General features: G+C 29.9%; 10 protein-coding genes. 4 read left to right on the top strand and 6 right to left on the bottom strand.

Annotation, left to right across the window (positions count from 1 at the left end; translation table 11 throughout):
- Positions 1-296: 296 nt before the first annotated feature.
- Entirely contained in the window at positions 297-989 is a 693-nt protein-coding gene (locus tag MHH45_RS08290) for a 4'-phosphopantetheinyl transferase family protein (RefSeq protein ID WP_016114154.1), read from the top strand.
- 183 nt (positions 990-1,172) lie between these two features.
- On the opposite strand, the gene MHH45_RS08285 is transcribed toward MHH45_RS08290, so the two are convergent.
- The 6 genes from MHH45_RS08285 to MHH45_RS08260 form a co-directional block, all read right to left on the bottom strand.
- Complete coding sequence (locus tag MHH45_RS08285; RefSeq protein WP_016114155.1) at positions 1,173-1,898, bottom strand: thioesterase II family protein; 726 nt, start codon at positions 1,896-1,898, stop codon at positions 1,173-1,175.
- Positions 1,899-1,947: 49 nt separating this feature from the next.
- Positions 1,948-3,672, bottom strand: a complete 1,725-nt coding sequence (locus MHH45_RS08280) for an ABC transporter ATP-binding protein (RefSeq protein WP_016114156.1) — start codon at positions 3,670-3,672, stop codon at positions 1,948-1,950.
- 27 nt (positions 3,673-3,699) lie between these two features.
- The gene (locus MHH45_RS08275) at positions 3,700-3,942 is read right to left on the bottom strand and encodes a hypothetical protein (RefSeq protein WP_016114157.1); all 243 of its coding nucleotides are present in this window, start codon (positions 3,940-3,942) and stop codon (positions 3,700-3,702) included.
- A gap of 3 nt (positions 3,943-3,945) precedes the next feature.
- Positions 3,946-4,650 (bottom strand): ABC transporter permease, encoded by a 705-nt coding sequence (locus MHH45_RS08270; RefSeq protein WP_016132670.1) that lies wholly within the window; start codon positions 4,648-4,650, stop codon positions 3,946-3,948.
- Positions 4,647-5,384: an ABC transporter ATP-binding protein gene (locus MHH45_RS08265; protein ID WP_016114159.1), complete on the bottom strand. Its 738-nt coding sequence runs from the start codon at positions 5,382-5,384 to the stop codon at positions 4,647-4,649. Before MHH45_RS08265 ends, MHH45_RS08270 begins: the two co-directional genes overlap by 4 nt.
- 206 nt (positions 5,385-5,590) lie before the next feature.
- Positions 5,591-5,956 carry a TetR/AcrR family transcriptional regulator gene (locus MHH45_RS08260; RefSeq protein WP_016114160.1) on the bottom strand — a complete coding sequence of 122 codons (366 nt, stop codon included), beginning with the start codon at positions 5,954-5,956 and terminating at the stop codon, positions 5,591-5,593.
- A gap of 168 nt (positions 5,957-6,124) precedes the next feature.
- On the opposite strand from MHH45_RS08260, the gene MHH45_RS08255 reads away from it, so the two are divergent.
- The 3 genes from MHH45_RS08255 (at position 6,125) to MHH45_RS08245 (ending at position 19,061) form a co-directional block, all read left to right on the top strand.
- A complete protein-coding gene (locus MHH45_RS08255) occupies positions 6,125-6,355 on the top strand; it encodes a hypothetical protein (protein ID WP_016114161.1) in 231 nt (76 codons plus the stop codon).
- Positions 6,356-6,726: 371 nt separating this feature from the next.
- On the top strand, positions 6,727-9,921 hold the full coding sequence (locus tag MHH45_RS08250) for a non-ribosomal peptide synthetase (RefSeq protein ID WP_249922711.1): 3,195 nt from the start codon (positions 6,727-6,729) through the stop codon (positions 9,919-9,921).
- A gap of 2 nt (positions 9,922-9,923) precedes the next feature.
- A complete protein-coding gene (locus tag MHH45_RS08245; protein WP_340862242.1) occupies positions 9,924-19,061 on the top strand; it encodes an amino acid adenylation domain-containing protein in 9,138 nt (3,045 codons plus the stop codon).
- The last annotated feature ends 8 nt before the right edge of the window (positions 19,062-19,069 follow it).

Below are 19,069 nucleotides of genomic sequence, written 5' to 3'. Positions count from 1 at the left end.
CAAAATATTAATAAGGAATTTAAAAATAATGGTAGTCGAGTTGTATTGTTCTGGAAGACCAGTAAAAGATTTAAATAGTGAATATGATGCACCTAAAATACACCTTAAGCAATCGAAGAGGTAGCACGTAAGAATGTTTAAAAACTTAACTTTTTAGTGGATATACTAAAAAAGATCCATATTTTGAAAAATATTTATTTAGGGGAAATTAAAGCGAACTTTGATATAAGAATCTATATGTTTTAAGGGAATTTCAAGTTAATGTAATATTGTTCATGTAAAGGGGAGTCCAAATTATGTTGATAATAAATTACGTAAAAATTAATGAGAATGTAACGATTAATAAGCTATTAGATTTGACACAATTTATTTCATCTGAAAGAGTTAATAACATAAAAAGATTTAGATTTGAGGAAGATAAAATACGCTCAATTCTAGGGGAGTTACTTGTTAGATATACAATTTGCAAGAATTCTAGTATTAAAAATTCTGATATTGTATTTAAAAAAAATGAATTTGGAAAACCATATATTGATTGCAATTACGGCATACAGTTTAATTTGTCTCACTCTGGTTCTTATCTTATATGTGCTATTAGTGATCAAAAGATTGGAATAGATATAGAGAAAATTCAAGATATAGATATAGATATAGCCAGCAATTTTTTTTGTAAGAGTGAATATGATGAAATTTCTTCCGTGCCTAATTTGAAAAAGTATGAATATTTTTATTCATATTGGTGTTTGAAAGAAAGTTATATAAAATATATTGGAGAAGGATTAACAATACCTCTTAATTCATTTTGCTTTGAAATAGTAGATGAAAATATAAAAGTGATAAAATCAAATGAAGAAAAAAAGGAAAAATTCACATTACTTCCTATCAGCAATAATTATAAAGCTGCGGTATGTTATTTAGCAGCTGAAATAGAAACCATAAGTGAAGTAGCTGTAGATGATATTATTACTTATTTTATTAGTGAAATATAAAGTTATGATTTTTTGACCTTATATAATTCGAGAAGTAGCTTTTTATTCTTTCTATATATAATGTAGAAAGTAAAAAGTATATGAAAAGAGGCGTAATTCTAAAAATGTGGATTTTGTCAACTTGAATACTTTATATGAGAAATAAGCTTCTGTTGTGCAAAATATATCAAAAAACATCATATTTTAATATGATGTTTTTTGAAGAGTTTGAATTTGGTTATTCATTATAAGGTTACATATCAATGTAGGGTAGTCATTAATAAAAAAATGTCCTCCTTCTAGATGTTTTATATTCTCAATATTTTGTAAATAATGCCCCCATTTTTTTTCATGAAATATAACAGAGCTGTCAGTAATTCCATTTATCAAAGTAGTAGGGCACTTCACTTTGTAGTCATTATTAACATCATTAAAAGTTTCTAAAACAAGAAAATCAGCTCTAATTGAAGGTAATAAGTAGTCCATTAATTCTTGGCAATTAAGGATTTCTTCATCCATCCCACCCAATTCAGTAAGTTTAGAAATGAATTCCTTATTTGGAAGTGAAGAAATAGGATAGGAATCCTTCAAAAGAACGTTTGGCGGTCTAGCACCTGACAAGTATAGATGATTAATTGTGTATTTAGAAAACTGTTTTTTTTCAACGTATTTTGCTATTGAATAAGCTAATAGTCCGCCCATACTATGTCCGAATAATTGAAATTCTTCGCCATATCTAGTATTCTTATCAATAAAATCCAATAGATCATTAATAAGTAAATTGTAATCTTCAATTAATGGTTCAGTACTTCTTTTTCCTCTACCAGGAAGTTCAATAGGGATGGGTTCAATTTCAGGTGATAAAATTTTTTTCCAAGAATAAAAAATAGATGAACTTCCTCCTGCATAAGGTAAGCAAAATAACTTCATAGTATATCCTTTCTATATATTAATTTTTATTATTTCATTTTCCAATTGATTAATTTGCTAAAACTTTGTCAGGAATAGCATCAGTATCTAATTGGTTAGTGTAAAAGTTGTAGAACGAACCTTGTTTAATTTGTAAATCATTAAATGAACCATGTTCAATGATGGAACCTTTTTCAATATAAATAATTTCATCATATTGATTTAGGATACCCTCATCAATTTTGTGTGTGATTGAAATTACAGTTGTATCCTCAAGTGCTAAGAGTCTTGTTTCTAAATCTCTAGATGTCTTAATATCTAATGAAGATGTACCTTCATCTAAGATTAATAGTTGAGGATTTTTTATAATGGACCTTGCAAATGCAGTACGTTGCTTTTGACCGCCTGATAAATTAGCGCCATTTTCTCCAACCAAAAAGTTAAAATCTGTATTTTTTTCTTCGACAAGCTTATCTAAACCGCTAAACAGAACAGCTTTTCTAAATTCATCCATAGTGTATTCGTTATGAAGACAAATATTAAAATAAAAAGAAGAATCAAAAAGATACACGTTTTGATGTAAAACTGATAATAGATCATTTAAACTTTTTTTGTTTAGATCATTTAAACTAGTTTTATCATAAAGAATGTCCCCAGTATAATTTTGATAATTTCCTGTTAAGAGCTTGATTAAAGTAGTTTTTCCACATCCACTTGGACCAACAATTGCATATTTTTTTCCCTTTTTAAAACGTAACGATATATTGTTCAAAACCTTTTGTTCGCTATTAATATCGTATGAAAAAGATACGTTATTAAAAAGTATTTCATTTTCATATTTTACAGGAACTCCTGAAATATTTTCATTTTGAATACAAGCATTGTTTTCAATTCTCTCTAAAATAGGTTTAGTGCTTTTTATTTTAGGTAAACTTTGCATAATAATCATAATTGGATTTACAAAAAAGCTACTTAATTGAATCAGCGCGACTAATGTACCTACAGTAATATTATCGATTAATACTAAATAAGCACCAATGAATATTACTGATAGCATAGAGACAGTTGCAAGAACGTCTGATACAGTTTCATTTAATGATAAAAGTTTATCAGCATTATATTTTACTTGAGCTAATTCTTTATTTTCATTCAAAAACTTCTTTTCAACGAAATTTTTCATATTATAGGATTTAATTACCTCAAATCCTGAAAAATAATCTTTTATTGATTTTGTGAATAAAGCGTATTGTGCAGCTAATTCATTTTGTTTTGATTGCATATTTTTTCCAATTAAACTTGGGACTATAAACATAATAAACATAGCAACAAATAAATAAATAGCTACAAGAGGACTGTATTTTAAGATGAGCACTAAAGTACCTACAAAGACAGCTATATTAGATAAAATTTGTAGCATAGGAAGCAGGTAATTTTCTTCAATTATTTTAATATCATTACTTAATAAAGAGATATAATCGGCAGAATTGACTTTAGCAAACTCACTTGTGTTTTTATTCATAATACCTAAAAAAATATCTGTTCTCATAGATCGTGTAATAATCTTAATCATTTTCTTTCCAAATAATGTACTGAGATATTTCAATACTCCAAGCAAAACGAAATACAGTAGCGCGATAATTATTGTTTTTCCGAATTGATTGAAATCTTTTTTGGTAGCTAAATCAATAACCTCTTGTAAGAGCAAAGCGACATATACAGTAGCTAAAGAACTAATGATAGTTAACAGAATAGTGAAGAGCGAGATAATGGGTTTCTTTAAAATATATTTTTTCATTTTTTCACCTTTCGAAAGATAGTACTTTTAAAGTACTATCCTTATTAGATTAAATACGACCATGACAAGTCCGAAGACAAGAAGCATAGAACCAATTGAACTCTTTTTGTTACTGTTCTTACGGTTTTTAATTAATACTGTACCAATAAGGATTAAAATAATACTAAAAACAATATTTGCACCCAATATTGTAGAGCTATTTCCTCCAAAAAGCGAATACCCAGTTCCATCAAAGAGGTCATCTAATTTTTGATCAATAAAGTTTTCCATATATTATACCTCCATTTTTTTTACATTATTAGCTAAGAAGAGAGTTGATATTGTAGCGCCAATTAATATTAGAACTAAAAAGATATTAAATAAATTCGATACATTCGCACTATCGGATAGATTAAATACAATATTGCAAAATATTGAACCTAAAATTACCGAAGAAAGAATTGTTGTTGGCACACTTTTTTTAATAAAACCAATACCTACTGAAATGACACCGATACTACTTGCTAATAATGAAAATTGAATTAAATTATTTAAAAGGTAGGACAAGGCGAATGAATCCGACATGAAATGAAGTGCCGAATTTATAAGGACAAGACAAGTAAAGATAAATAATGAACTTAATAGGTAAGTGAAAAATATAAAAATATAAACACTTACTATTTTAGCAATTATCATTTTTTTTCTACTTACTGGATACATAAAGAGTAGTGTAGCTTGTTTTTCTTTATAAGCTTCAACAATTATTTTGGAATACATAACTGAACTTAGTACACCAAAAGCAACTAGAATCATAGATTCACCAAGTGGAATTAAAGATTTGTAAAAGGTGAAATTTTGCATTTCAACATCACCTTCATTATGAGAAACATAACCGAATAGGGCAATTAAACCGAGTAAAATAGCAGCTATAGCAAGAGTAGCAATTACATATGTTCGTAAGTCCACCTTTTTCAGTTCAAGTTTAATGAGTTCGTTCATTTTAATGTCCCTCCCGTTACGATATTTAAGAAAAGTTCCTCTAGACCTTCAGGGTGCTCATCTCTTACATCCTTCATAGTTACTTCTGTTTTTAATTCGCCTTTTACAATAATTCCTATTTTGTCAGCGATATGCTCAATCTCACTTAAAATATGACTTGAAATAATGATAGTCATATTTTTATTTTGAACTAGGTTCAAGAAAAGTTGCCTCATTTCTCGAATCCCCATTGGATCAAGTCCATTAATAGGTTCATCCAAAATGAGTAGTTTTGGATTATGGACAATCGCCCTAGCAATTGCTAATCTTTGTCGCATCCCAAGGGAAAAATTAGAGACTGGTTGATTATTTGTAGGTTCGAGACCCACATCTTCAAGTACTTTAACAATATCTCCGTCAGAACAATTCATATATTTAAGATGAATTGAAAGATTTTCAGTAGCCGAAAGATGCTCGATAAAAATAGGAACTTCTATAATAATGCCAATATTTCGAAGTATTTCTTTTTTTTGTGTTGCGATATTTCTATTAAATACTTCAATTTTTCCGTTAGTTAATTGTTGCAGACCTGTAATGAGTTTAAATAAAGTGGTTTTTCCAGCACCGTTAGGCCCCAACAAACCATATATACTGCCTTCTTCAATAGTTAAATTAAATTTTTTAATCACATCATGACCATCAAATGTTTTAATAACATTCGATATTTTAAGTGGGACACTATTTTGGTTTTCCATTTTAATCTCCTTTAATTAATATAATTTGTAATGATGAGCAAGCAACAATATTTCTTCATCAATAACATGAAATCTAAGAGTGTTTGATAGTTTCTTTAAAAAAGTAAATCTATTATAAAATTTAGTTTGATTCATTTTATAAATTGATGGGTTACAGCAAAAATTTATTAGTAAAGCAAATGATTGTGAGAATTCATCAATATATTTCATTTGTTCGTCAGAGCCATTGGATTCTTCTGTAAATCATTGGTTGCTAAATAAAGTTCTAGATTCTCATTTATTATCAATGAGTGTTTTAACATTTGTTTTACTTTTTCAACTCCAGATAAATCGCTTTGACTGTCGAGAGTATCAAAAATAGAAATACGGTCATTAGTCATTTTATTGAGAATACTATTTGAAATTTCTTCTTTATTATTAAAATGGTGATAAACTACACCTCTGGTCAGTCCTTCTAAATTATCTGCAATTTCTGTAATAGTAATATTTTCAAATCTTTTTTCTAAAAAAAGATTTGATGCAACTTCAAGAGTTGAATTGTAAGTATTTTGAGAATTTTTATTATGTGCCATTTATTCACCTCCTTAGCTTACTAAAAGTTAGTATAATCATATGAACACAACTAAGTTAAGTCAGTAAAATATGCTTACAGAGCAATGTCTGTAATGAAACAGGATATTAATGAAAAATAGGTGGCTAATATTACGTATATTTATGTTTCATGTGGAGGTTTGTGTTATTTGGCTTCCGTTTTAGAGTTGCATTCTAACAAATTAATTGGCTATTCATTTCATGAAAAATGTGTAATAGAGACGTTAGAAAACGCTTGTGACATGTGCAGATCATCAGATGAATTTATTTTTACACATAGACTTGGGAATACAATTACAAGTCAAGAATTTCAAACTTTACTCGCAACACACAGTATGAAGCCATCTTTTAGTCGAAAAGGCTGCCTGCACGTCTCATGAAAGAAAGAGGAGGTGTACCAAACAAGGTATGTGCCATTTGATGAGGCGAAACTAACACTCTTTCAATATATTGAAGGGTGAAACGACAGAAGACGAATTCACAATGACATGGGCTATAAAATACATCTTAAGCAATGGAAGAGACAGCACGTAAGATTGCTTAAAAACTTAACTTTTTAGTGTCCAAAATATTGTCGTAGATCCAAAGATACATGTTGTATGTATTTATACCATGCGGTTAAAATCTCCGTCAATGACATTAGTATATACAAATTTAAAAAGGTCAAAAGCATACATTTAAGGGACAAAATGATTGAAAACACCCAAAAAATATATACTCAGAATTATATACTCAGAATAGGGAATGTATTATGCAAAAATCATTATTTAGGTTTGAATCTAATTATTTGGAAGAGGAGAAAAGAATGAAAAGTTTAATGTCAGAAGTACAAAAAAGATTATTTATTATTGATCAGTCACAAAATGAAAATATTACTTACAATGTGCCAATGGTTTTAAAATCCGATGGGAAAATAGATATCATTAAATTGAAAAGGGCATTAAATGCTCTAATTCAAAAACACGAAATTTTGAGAACGTCATTTAAATTTGAAAATGGTCAGTATTATCAAGTTATTGATAATCCGTATGAAATTTCTATTGAGGAAAGTTCTATTTATTCCAAATTAGATTTTGAAATTGAATCATTTATTAGACCTTTTAATTTATCAAGTAGTAAATTGTTTAGAGTTAAGGTGCTTCATATGAACGAATCTGACTTCTTACTGTTGGATTTTCATCATATTATTTTTGATGGTGGGTCTATGAGACCTTTCTTTAATGAGTTATCACAACTATACAAAGATGAAATATTGAAAAAACAAACAATACAGTACCGAAATTATACGATGTGGAAAAACAGTCAAAATGAATTAAGACATGAAAAGTTTTGGACCGATAAATTTTCAGATGGAGCACCAGTATTAAATTTATATACAGATTATACTAGAGGGCAATATAAATCATATAAAGGGAATGATTTTCAAATCATTATAGATAAAAAAATCCATTGTTCGATAAAGAAATTTTGCAAGGAAAACAAAATTAGTGAGTATTCTTTCTTCTTAGGTGCGTACTATATTCTTTTGAACAAAAATTCTTTACAAAAGGAAATAGTAGTTGGTACTCCAACGGCGGGAAGAAATCATCCTGAAACTCAAAATATGATTGGTATGTTTGTAAACACATTAGCTTTAAAAATGGAACTTGAAGAGGGTGTATCTCTTAGTGATTTTTTAAAGAAAGTTAATAGTGATTGTTTAGAGAGTTTTGAACACCAGGAATATCCATTTGAAAAATTATATGAAAAAATTTCATTTGAATCTGATAGTTCAAGAAACCCAATTTTTGATACTATGTTTGTGTTGCAAAATAATGAAATGCCTGAATATATGTTGGGTGATTTAAAATTAGAAATGTTGGATATTAAAAATAAAATTTCAAAATTCGATTTAACTTTATCTGTAGAAGAATTAACTGAAGAATATAAATTATCGTGGGAATACTGCGTTGAATTATTTAAAAATTCTACTATTTCTAGATATTCAGAACAATATATTGAGATTATTAAAGAGTTGATTATATATCCCTCCAAGAAATTAAAAGACATTAATATAACCAATAAAAAAGAATTGGAGTTATTAGAGAAAGTATTTAACAATCAAAAAAAATCTTTAAACAGTCAAGAAACAATTATCGATGCATTTTCAAAAATTGTTGAAAAATATCCAAATAAAGTAGCTGTGAAATATTGTGAAGAAGAGATTACTTATCAAGAACTAGACATGAAATCAAGTATTATTCGTAATAAATTATATGATATTGGAATAGAAAAAGAAGAAAGAATTGGATTAATTACAGATAAATCAATTGAAATGATTATTGGAATATTAGGGATTTTAAAAGCGGGAGCAGCTTATCTGCCTATTGATCCAACCCATAAAACAAAAAGAATAAATTATATGTTAAAGGATAGCTCTGTTAAGACTTTAATTCTAGGACCTAATCATTTATCAAATGTAAAAGTGGAACAATTTGAAAGGATAAAAGAAATAATTGATTTTAAAAATTTAAGAGACGAAGAATTGGAGGAGTATCAAAAGATAAAATTCAATCAAAATAATCTTGCTTATGTAATCTATACTTCCGGAACGACAGGAAACCCTAAAGGAGTAATGATTGAACATAAAGGGGTTGTTAATTTAGCTAAAGCACAAGCTGAAATCGGGGGGTATATTCCTGGAGACGTCGTTTTACAATATTTTAATTATATATTTGATGGCTCTGTGTCAGAAATATTTTCAGCTTTGCTAAGTGGATGTACATTAGAGTTGATTTCTGAATCAATACGATTAGAACCAAGAAAGCTTATTAAAACTTTAGATAATAAACATTTTCAAGTTGTTCCTTCTATGTTTAGGGCAATGATTGATTTTGCAGTTGATAATAATATGGTAGAGGAACTATTAAAATTTAAGAAACTCTATTTAGCAGGTGAAACGTTATCGCTAGATTTGGTGGAGAAAATGAAAAGTTTAGGTAAAGAGAAAATAAAAGATATCTATAATTTATATGGGCCGACAGAAAATACAGTATGTGCAACGAGTTATAATCTTGGCACGCTTAAAAATGAAAGTAGTATTCCAATTGGAAAACCAGTTACTGGAACAAAGGTGACAATAGTTCAAAATAATCAAAGATGTGGAATCGGCATAGTAGGTGAAATTTGCTTAGCTGGTATTGGAATTGCTCGTGGTTACTTGAATCTAGAGACCATGACAAAGGAAAAATTTATTTTAAATCTACATGATTCTGAAGAAATTTTCTATAAAACTGGTGATTTGGGAAGGTGGAATGAGAATGGAGATATTGAATACCTTGGCAGAATGGATGATCAAGTAAAATTTAGGGGTTTTAGAATTGAATTAGGTGAAATAGAACAAAAACTAAGGAAAATAGAATGTATTTCAGATGCAATTGTTATGATTAATAATGATACTGGTAATGAATATTTGGCAGCTTATGTATTGTCAAAAGACGAAATACTAACAGATCAGATAAACGATGATTTATCAGAAAATTTACCAGATTATATGATTCCTAATTTCTATTTAGTAGTAGATAAATATCCGCTAACAGGAAGTGGAAAGATTGATAAAAAAGCCTTATCAATGATGGGGAATTTATCAACAGTTCTAGACCATGCAGTGGAAGAAAAATATGATTTGACTCAAAAATTAGTTAGAGAAATTTATACAAGTGTTTTATATGTAGAACAAATCAGATTAGATGATAATTTCTTTAGTTTGGGAGGGAATTCATTAAAAGCCATTCAAGTAGTGAATTCAATAGAAACAAATTTCAATATTAATTTCAATATAAAAGACGTTTTAGAACTGAAGACTATTAGAAAAGTTAGTGAAAAAATTGAAGAGGTTTTAAAAGGAAATGTTGATACTTCTTATGAAATGGAAAATATGATAATTGGTGAAGCGGAGGCATTATAGTAATGATAAAAAAATATAGGATGAGTTCTGTTCAAAAAAGATTATTTGCAATCGATCAATCGCAAGATGTTGGAACCTCATATAATATGCCTGTAATGATGAGTTTTGAGGGGAAAATAGAAAAAGATAAGTTACAAGATGCAATTAAAAAACTTTCTGAAAAATACGAACTATTGAGAACTACTTTTGCTATCCAAAATAATGAGTTTGTTCAGGTTGTTAGTGACTCACAATTAGTTACATTAGATTACTGTAATACTAAAAAAGTAGAAGATATTGAAAGTTGTTATGCAGATTTTATTCAACCATTTGATTTAACAAGAGGTCCTTTGATGAGAGTTCAGTTGATTGAAGAACTTAATGGAATGACTTATTTAATGATTGATATTCATCATATAATTGCTGATGGTGAGTCAATTGGACTAATTTGGAGGGATTTATCGAAAGCATATGCAGGTGAAGAATTAGAAAAATCTAAAATTCAATATAAAGATTTTAGTGCTTGGGCAAACAAGCTGGATTTAACAAAACAAAAGGAGTTTTGGATAAATGAATTTAGAGAAGACGTTCCAACAGTTGAATTAGTTACTGATTTCCCACGGAAAAATAAACAAAGTTACAACGGAAAAGTAAAAATCAAACAACTTAATAAATCATTAAATCATAAAATTGCCAAGATTTGTTCAGAAAATAGCTCAACTGAGTTTATCTTTTTTTTAGCAGTGTTCAATATTCTTTTGAGCAAATATGCTAGACAGAATGATATTATTATTGGATCGCCATTTTCAGGACGAACTAATGCTCAGTTACAGAATATGTTAGGAATGTTCGTCAATACGCTCCCTATTAAAACAGTAGTTGAGAGTAGCGAAAATTTCTTGAATTATTTAGAACAAGTAAAGGAAAAGTGCTTTTCCATCTACGAAAATCAAAATTACCCTTTTGAAAATTTATTATCTGATCTTGATTTAACCAGGGATTCGTCTAGAAATCCAATATTTGATATTATGTTTGCTCAAGAGAATACTTCTGAAGCGATTTACCTTGATACACTTAAGGCGAAACTAATTAATCCAGAAATAGTTACTGCAAAATTTGATTTATCATTAACTATGATATCCAAAAATGACGGGTATACAGTTGGGTGGGAATATTGTACAGATCTATTTAAAGACGAAACAATTACAATTATGGCGAAGCATTATGAAACATTATTAGAGAATATTTTGCATAATCCTAATTCTTTAATTAGTGAATTAAGTATGATTAACAAAGTTGAAGAAAAATTAATTTTAGAAGAATTTAATGAAACAGAAGCTTATTACCCTAAAGATAAAACAATAATACAATTATTTGAAGAACAGGTGATGCAAAATCCTGACGGTATAGCTGTAGTTTTTGAAGAAGAAAATTATTCTTATAAAGAAATTAATGGTCGAGCTAATGCTATTGGTGAAAAATTGAGAAATTTAGGCATTAAACCGGATGAAATAGTAGGTTTAATAAGTGAAAGCTCTGTGGAAATGATCGTAGGAATATTAGGTATACTAAAATCTGGAGCTGCTTATATGCCAATTGATCCAAAGCACCCTATAGATAGAGTTAGCTATATGCTTCACAATAGTGAGGCAAAGGTAATTCTATTCGGACAAGGAGGAAGTAAAACACTAAATCAATTACTTGTTGAGTTTAATGAGTTAGAAACGATTGATTTATGTAGTGATAAAACCGAAATTAGTAGTAATTTATTTCTTGTATCAAGCCCAAATAATTTGGCTTATATCATTTTTACTTCAGGTTCTACTGGTACACCCAAAGGAGTAATGGTGGAGAACCAGAGTGTGGTAAATGTTAGTTATTGGCAAATTCTAAATGGAGAGATTGATAATAAAACTAGAGTTATACAAAATTATAATTATATATTTGATGCTTCTGTTTCTGAAATTTTTCCTACTTTAATAGCAGGGGGAACTTTATTAATGCTATCAGAAGAGGATAAGAAGAACCCTAGAAAGTATTTGGAATTATTGGTTAATTCTCAACTTTGTTGTGTTCCTTCGATGTTTAGAGAAATTTTAGAATATGCAAAAGCACATAATTTGATTGATAAATTAATACAATTTGACAAATTATATTTAGCGGCAGAAGTATTACCGATAGAATTACTAAAAGATTATATGAACACTACTGGTAGGAATTTAAATCAGGTTTACAATATCTATGGACCAACTGAAACAACAGATTCGGCTATTTGTTATGATTTTTCAGGCATGAATAATGTAGAAAAAGTATTGATTGGTAGACCAATATCTAATTTAAAACTATATGTGTTGAATGAGAATCAGCTTTGTGGAATTGGAGTTCCTGGAGAATTGTGTATTGGTGGCGATGGAGTAACTCGGGGATATTTAAATAGACCAGATTTAACAGAAGAAAAATTTGTAGAAAATCCATATATTCCTGAACAAAAGATGTATCGAACGGGAGACTTAGCGAGATGGACTTCAGATGGAAATATTGACTATCTTGGTCGAATAGATGAACAAGTAAAAATTCGAGGCTTCCGTATTGAGTTGGGTGAAATTGAAAGTAAACTCAGAGCGATACCTGAAGTGTCAGATGCTGTCGTGTTGGTCAAAGAAAATAACGGCTCAAAGATGATTTGCGGATACATTATAACAGAATCTTCTGTGGAAGCTGCGTACTTAAAGGAAGAACTAAGTAAAAATTCACCGGAATATATGATACCTGCTTGTTTTGTGCAATTGGAAGATTTCCCACGAACTCGAACTGGTAAATTAGATCGTAAGGCCTTACCGGACCCTAGTTTTACAGATTTAGAAGAATATATTGAACCTAGAAATGAGAGAGAAGAAGCTATTGTACAAGCCTTTAAAGATGTGTTGAATATTGATGGATTACTAGGAATCGATGCGAACTTCTTTTCATTAGGTGGAGACTCTATTAAGGCGATCCGTATTATTTCGAAGTTAAGAGAAAAAGGGTACAGCTTAAAAGTCCCAGATATTATGGATAAAAAAACACCTCGAAGAATAGGACAAGGTGTTCAAGTGGAAGAGGTAGTGTTGGAGATTAACCAATCGGAAGTTATGGGAGAGGTTCCGATGATTCCAATTCAAAAAGCGTTTATGAAGCATAAAGGAATAGATAAGCACCATTTTAACCAATCCGTTTTCTTACAAATCCCTACGGGATTAGCACTCCTGCCTTTGAAGCAAGCGTTAAGATCATTGGCAATCCATCATGATATGTTAAGAGCTACTTATAGAGACGGGAAACAAGTTATTCTACCTATAGCTGAAAGTGAATTAGTAACAGTAGAAAGCTATGATTACACCACGTTCCCATTGGAAAAAGCTTATTACATGGTTGATGAGCAGGCTACTAGAATTCAAGCTAGTATGGATTTGGAAAATGGTCCACTTTTAAAGGCTGGAATCTTTAGTCTAACAGATGGTGATTATCTCCTTTTGAGTATCCATCATTTAGTGGTAGATGGTGTCTCTTGGAGAATTTTGGTGGAGGATCTTAAATCGGCCTATGAAGCTGCTAAAAAAGGGAAGGAGATTAACTTTCCTCCTAAAACTCACTCTTTTAAGGAGTGGAGTTTAGCACTTCAATCTTATCGTGAAAGCTCTCAATTACAGTCTGAAGTGAATTATTGGCAGACAGTTGAGTCTAAAGTGAATGATGGGAAATTGTTATTGCCTGTAAAAGAAGGAGAGTTATACTTAGATCCTCAAAAAGTAAAAATGTCTTTATCTAAAAGAGAGACTGAGGACTTACTACAAAAAGCCAGCATGGCTTATTCAACTGAAATCAATGATTTACTATTAACGGCGGTTGGTCGTGCGGTGAACAAGATGACAGGTCAAACTTCTTTAGCTATTCATATGGAAGGTCATGGACGTGAAGCGATTGTGGATCATGTGGTCATTGATCGTACCGTCGGCTGGTTTACTAGTACGTATCCAGTTGTCTTAGAGGAACTTGGTGATTCCATCGGAACGGATATTAGTAAGACTAAAGAAAACTTACGGAGAATCCCTCATCATGGGATTGGATATGGCATTCTTAATAAATTGGGGGAGACCGTTCTTGAGGGAGTGGAACCGGATTTAACCTTTAATTATCTTGGAGAGTTTCAATTTAGTCAATCCGGAGAAGATTTTTCAGAGAGTAGTCTTTCACATGGAAGGGATGTTTCAGAAAAGGATACTTTCCATACCAAATTATCTTTAGATGGTGCAATCTCAGATAAAAAATTAAGTTTAGTTTTAAGTTTCAATGGTTCAGAGTACTTAAAAGAGGAGATGAATACTTTTATACAAGCAATCAAAGATGAATTACTAGAAGTAATTCACCATTGCTTGGGACAAAAAGAAACCATTCGGACACCTTTTGACCATGGAGAAGAATATTGGTCACTTGAAGAATACAACAAAGTTGTTCAAAAGTATGTGGAAAAGGGATATGAGATTGATCGCATTATCCCAATGACAGGGATGCAAGAAGGAATGTTGTATCACAAATTGCTAAATGAAGAGTCAAGTGAGTATGTTGTTCAAAGTGTGTATTCCGTTAGTGGCTTAAACTCTGTTGAGAATTTAAAATTGAGTTTGGACTTATTAAAAGAAAAGCACGGCGTGCTTGAAACCAGTATTGTGTATCAAAATGTAAGTGAACCAAGACAAGTTATGTTAAAGGGAAGAGCTATTGAATTTAATGAAATCGACCTTTCCAAATCAAAAAATCAAGAGAAGGAAAAAGACACCTTCTTAAAAGCAGATGTTCGAAGAGGTTTTGACTTAGAAAACGATAGTTTAATTCGTGTAGCTTTAATTCACTTAGAAAATGAACCATCTCAATTGGTGATTAGTTTCCATCATATCATTATGGATGGCTGGTGTACTTCAATTTTAATGAATGATCTAATCCAGTTTTATTCTCAATTGGAAGCGGGGCTACAAAAAAATAAGATTAATGATACTTTATCATCTAGATATGATTATGAGAGTTATATTCGCTTAATGCAAAAAAATGATAAGAAAGCTGCGCGAAACTATTGGGTAGAATTATTAGAAAACTATGATAATGAGTCTGTAATTAAAGGATCTGTAGAAAATAATTCAATTGATGGAGAAATCCGAGTACTTGAAGTTGATGTAAGTATAGAAGAGACTCGAAAACTTGAAGAATTATGTCAATTTGAAAGTTTAACATTAAATACTGTGGTAGAGGCTGCATGGGGGATATTATTACAACACTATACAAATCAAAGTGATGTTGTATATGGAAAAATAGTATCAGGTAGAAATATTAATATAGCTGGTATCGAAAATATGGTTGGATTGTTTATAAATACAATTCCAATTAGAGTTGAAACAAAAAACAAAGAAACCTTTTTAAGTATGTTATCAAAGATACAAAAACAAGCTATTAAAAGTAGCGAATTTGATTATTGTCCCTTAGCAGAAATACAATCGCAATGTACAAATTTAGAAAATGATTTAGTCCAAACAGTAATTGCTTTTGAAAATTATTACACACAGGAAGGTCCGCAAGAGACAGCGCTAAAATTGGAATTATTAAGCGGCAGAGAAGAAACTAATTATCCTTTAACTGTAGCTGCGTATAAAGATGAGGCCTTAAAGTTTGGTTTCATGTATCAAACAGACAAATTTACAGAAAGTGATATTATTTCTATTTCTCATCATTTCATAAAAATTATCAAAGAAGTAATCGCTAAAAAGGATATTTTAATTGATGAAATTGAGTTTATTGATGAAGAAGAAAAACATCTGTTGATGAATAACTTTAATAATACTACGATGAATTTTGCTAATTCTAAATTAATTGTAGAAGTATTTGAAGATGTAGTGAAGAATAATCCTGATAAAGTAGCTTTGAAATTTAAAAACCAACTTGTTACTTATAAAGAGTTAAATAACTGGGCTAATTGTATTGGTTATAGTTTAAGAAATTTTGGAGTAGGTAAAAATGATGTAGTGGCATTGGTGACAGAAAAATGTAGTGCAATGATAGCTGGGATATTAGGGATATTGAAATCTGGGGCAACATATTTACCTATTGATGCATCTCATCCAGATGAACGTGTGAATTACATGCTTGATAATGCATCAGTTAATGTAATATTAAAAGGCTCTGGAAAAACATTAGGTTCAGAAATTTTGAATAATTATAATTCTATTACTATAAATGATATTAGTATCGAAAGTATGCCAAACTTACCATATATAAATGATATAGAAGATTTAGCCTATATTATTTATACATCTGGGACAACAGGGAATCCTAAAGGTGTAAAAATTAATAATAGGAATGTACTAAATTTAGTAGAATGGCAGAAAAATAATGCGGAATTCAACAATAAAACGGTTGTCTTGCAGTATTTTAATTATATATTTGATGGATCGGCATGGGAAATATTCCCATCTTTATTATCAGGCATCACCTTAGAAATTGTGCCAGAAGAATGTAGGAACGATCCCTCATCTTTAATTAATATGTTCAAAGATCGTCAATTGACAATAGTACCGTCTCTTTTTACAGCGTTAATGGAGTATGCAATGGAAAATAATATGATAGAACAATTTAATTCGTTTGATAAATTATTTTTAGCAGGAGAAAAGCTCCCTCTAGATGTGATAAGAAAATATCAAAATATTTCTAATGGAAAGATTGATGATGTATTTAACGTATATGGTCCAACAGAAACAACGGTTTGTTCAACTTACCATAGGTTTAATTCAAAAGAAAAAATCAAAGAAGTATTAATTGGTAAGCCTATCGGTAACACAAGGTTATATATTTTGAAAGGAAATAAACTATGTGGTGTTGGGGTTGAAGGGGAACTTTGTATTGCAGGTGAAGGTGTTAGTGATGGATATGTTAATCAACCTGAACTTACAAAAGAAAAGTTTGTTGAGAATCCATATACACCTGGAGAACGTATTTATAGAACCGGAGATTTAGCAAGATGGACTTCAGATGGAAATATTGATTATCTTGGTCGAATTGATGAGCAAGTAAAAATTCGAGGCTATCGAATTGAACTTAGTGAAATTGAAGGGGAACTTAGGTTAATTAATGGTGTAAAAGATGCAATTGTGATAGCTAAGAGAATTAATAACACTCATGAACTATGCGCATATATTTTAAGTGAAAAAACAATTGATTTTGATTACATTTATAAAAATTTAGAAAGAGAGTTACCTGATTACATGGTTCCCCATTATATGACGGTAGTAAAAGAATTTCCTAAAACTAAGTCAGGGAAGGTTGATAAAAAAGCATTGCCAGTTCCTAAATTGATCGTACAGAACAAGTATGAAGAACCTAGAAATACTATGGAACAGGTGGTGATTGATATATTCAAAGAAGTTCTGGAGGTTTCTGAAAGAATAAGTGTTAATGATAGTTTCTTTGATTATGGTGGTGATTCACTAAAAGCTATTAAAGTTATTTCAAAACTTAGACAAAAAGGCTATGACTGCAATATTAGAGAAATAATGGATAGGAAATCAGCACGGAAAATCAGTGAATTCTTTGAAAATGAAAAATTATTACTTACAAAAGAAACAAAACAGAATGTGAATTTCAATTTAGATGAATATATTTTAAAAGAATATGGAACAGATATTTATAGTAAAGAAAAAGTGGTTTTAGTTGATAAAATTAAATATCGTATTCTATTTGTAGAAAACATTACCTTGAATTTAAAGAAAAGAATTTTAGAGGCGATAAATCTTAATATGCAGCCGGAAGTTTTTCCAAATTATATTTTAGATATGAAAGACTCTGGGGAATTTAGGGATAATATGTCGAAGTCGGAATTTAAAATGGTTCTTTCTGATAATGAGATTAGTGAAAATATTGTTAGATACAAGAAAATTGATAGAGCAAACTTACAAAAATCAGTCGAAATGGATAAGGTTGATGTGTATTCGCCATCCCCAATACAAGATTATCTTTTAGCATTACCTTATTCAATTATTCAAGATGAAATTACTATTCGAGGAGCCTACCATGCTGAGGACGTCATTAAAGTTATAAAGTATTTAATCGAAGAGCATGGCTCATTAAGAAGTGTACTATTGAAAGCTAATGGATTCAATCTAATAGGAGAAATTGCAATTAATGAAGCCCCAGGTATTGAATATATTGATTTGAGATATAGCTCTTTAGAAACTTATAATCAAACAATGAAAGAAATGAAGTCTATTAATCGTTATAAAAATATTAATGAATGGGATTTATTAAGTAATATTTTTATTGTTCATGAAGATGAAATTACATTTAGTATTCATATTTCATCACATCATAGTGTTTGGGACAAAGGAAGTTCATTGATCTTAGAAAATGAACTTGTTGAAATACTTGAGAATGGGTTAAAACGTAATATTTCTAGAAGTAAGTATGCTGATTATGCAGAACTTTCTAATGGATTAACAGAAAGTGAGGATAAAAAACTAACTAAATTTATTTCAGAGTATAAGAGATCATTGATAACTTATTCTCAATTAAATTATCAAAATGACATTGTTCGTTTGGAGCTCGCTGTTTTGACAATTCCAGAAGAGATATTAAGCAGTTTTGATGAAGAAGTATGGGGTCTAATAGAAATGATATTGGATGTAATAGTCTTTGAAAATAAACTTACTAATGGAAGTGATGTAGTTCCATTGCAATTAGTGCAAGAAGAACGAAGCAGTATTGACCATAAATTTATGAATCAAACTGGACCTATAATCGATATGCTTCCATTAATGAAGAAATCAGATTTCTCAATACTGGACCAAATTAATCAAGTTAATTTAATGAAAAAAACTTTTGGATTAAATTGGTTAAATATCTTTAGAAACAACTTTAAATTGATGGATAAAGTTTTGTTAATTAATTATTTAGGTCTCTATGAGATGAATTACAAAGATTATATTGAAGACATAAGTTCTGATAATTATGAAGCAGCAAGAGAGATAACGTTTAGTAAATATGAAGATAAATTACTAGTTCGTTACCCAGTATTTGAGAACTGTAATAAAAATATTAAAGATCTGTTACTGGAAAAAATTAATCCATATATGCAAGTTAAATAAACTGAAGG

The sequence above is a fragment of the Bacillus sp. FSL K6-0042 genome, from assembly GCF_038006685.1.
In the GTDB taxonomy this organism is placed as follows: domain Bacteria; phylum Bacillota; class Bacilli; order Bacillales; family Bacillaceae_G; genus Bacillus_A; species Bacillus_A pseudomycoides.
The sequence above is the reverse complement of the archived record's forward strand: the minus strand, read 5'-3'. Positions and strand labels throughout refer to the sequence as shown.

Coding starts and splice junctions, on each gene's coding strand:
- MHH45_RS08290 (WP_016114154.1), top strand. CDS start 297: ATGTTGATAATAAATTACGTAAAAATTAATGAGAATGTAACGATTAAT.
- MHH45_RS08285 (WP_016114155.1), bottom strand. CDS start 1,898: ATGAAGTTATTTTGCTTACCTTATGCAGGAGGAAGTTCATCTATTTTT.
- MHH45_RS08280 (WP_016114156.1), bottom strand. CDS start 3,672: ATGAAAAAATATATTTTAAAGAAACCCATTATCTCGCTCTTCACTATT.
- MHH45_RS08275 (WP_016114157.1), bottom strand. CDS start 3,942: ATGGAAAACTTTATTGATCAAAAATTAGATGACCTCTTTGATGGAACT.
- MHH45_RS08270 (WP_016132670.1), bottom strand. CDS start 4,650: ATGAACGAACTCATTAAACTTGAACTGAAAAAGGTGGACTTACGAACA.
- MHH45_RS08265 (WP_016114159.1), bottom strand. CDS start 5,384: ATGGAAAACCAAAATAGTGTCCCACTTAAAATATCGAATGTTATTAAA.
- MHH45_RS08260 (WP_016114160.1), bottom strand. CDS start 5,956: ATGGCACATAATAAAAATTCTCAAAATACTTACAATTCAACTCTTGAA.
- MHH45_RS08250 (WP_249922711.1), top strand. CDS start 6,727: ATGCAAAAATCATTATTTAGGTTTGAATCTAATTATTTGGAAGAGGAG.
- MHH45_RS08245 (WP_340862242.1), top strand. CDS start 9,924: ATGATAAAAAAATATAGGATGAGTTCTGTTCAAAAAAGATTATTTGCA.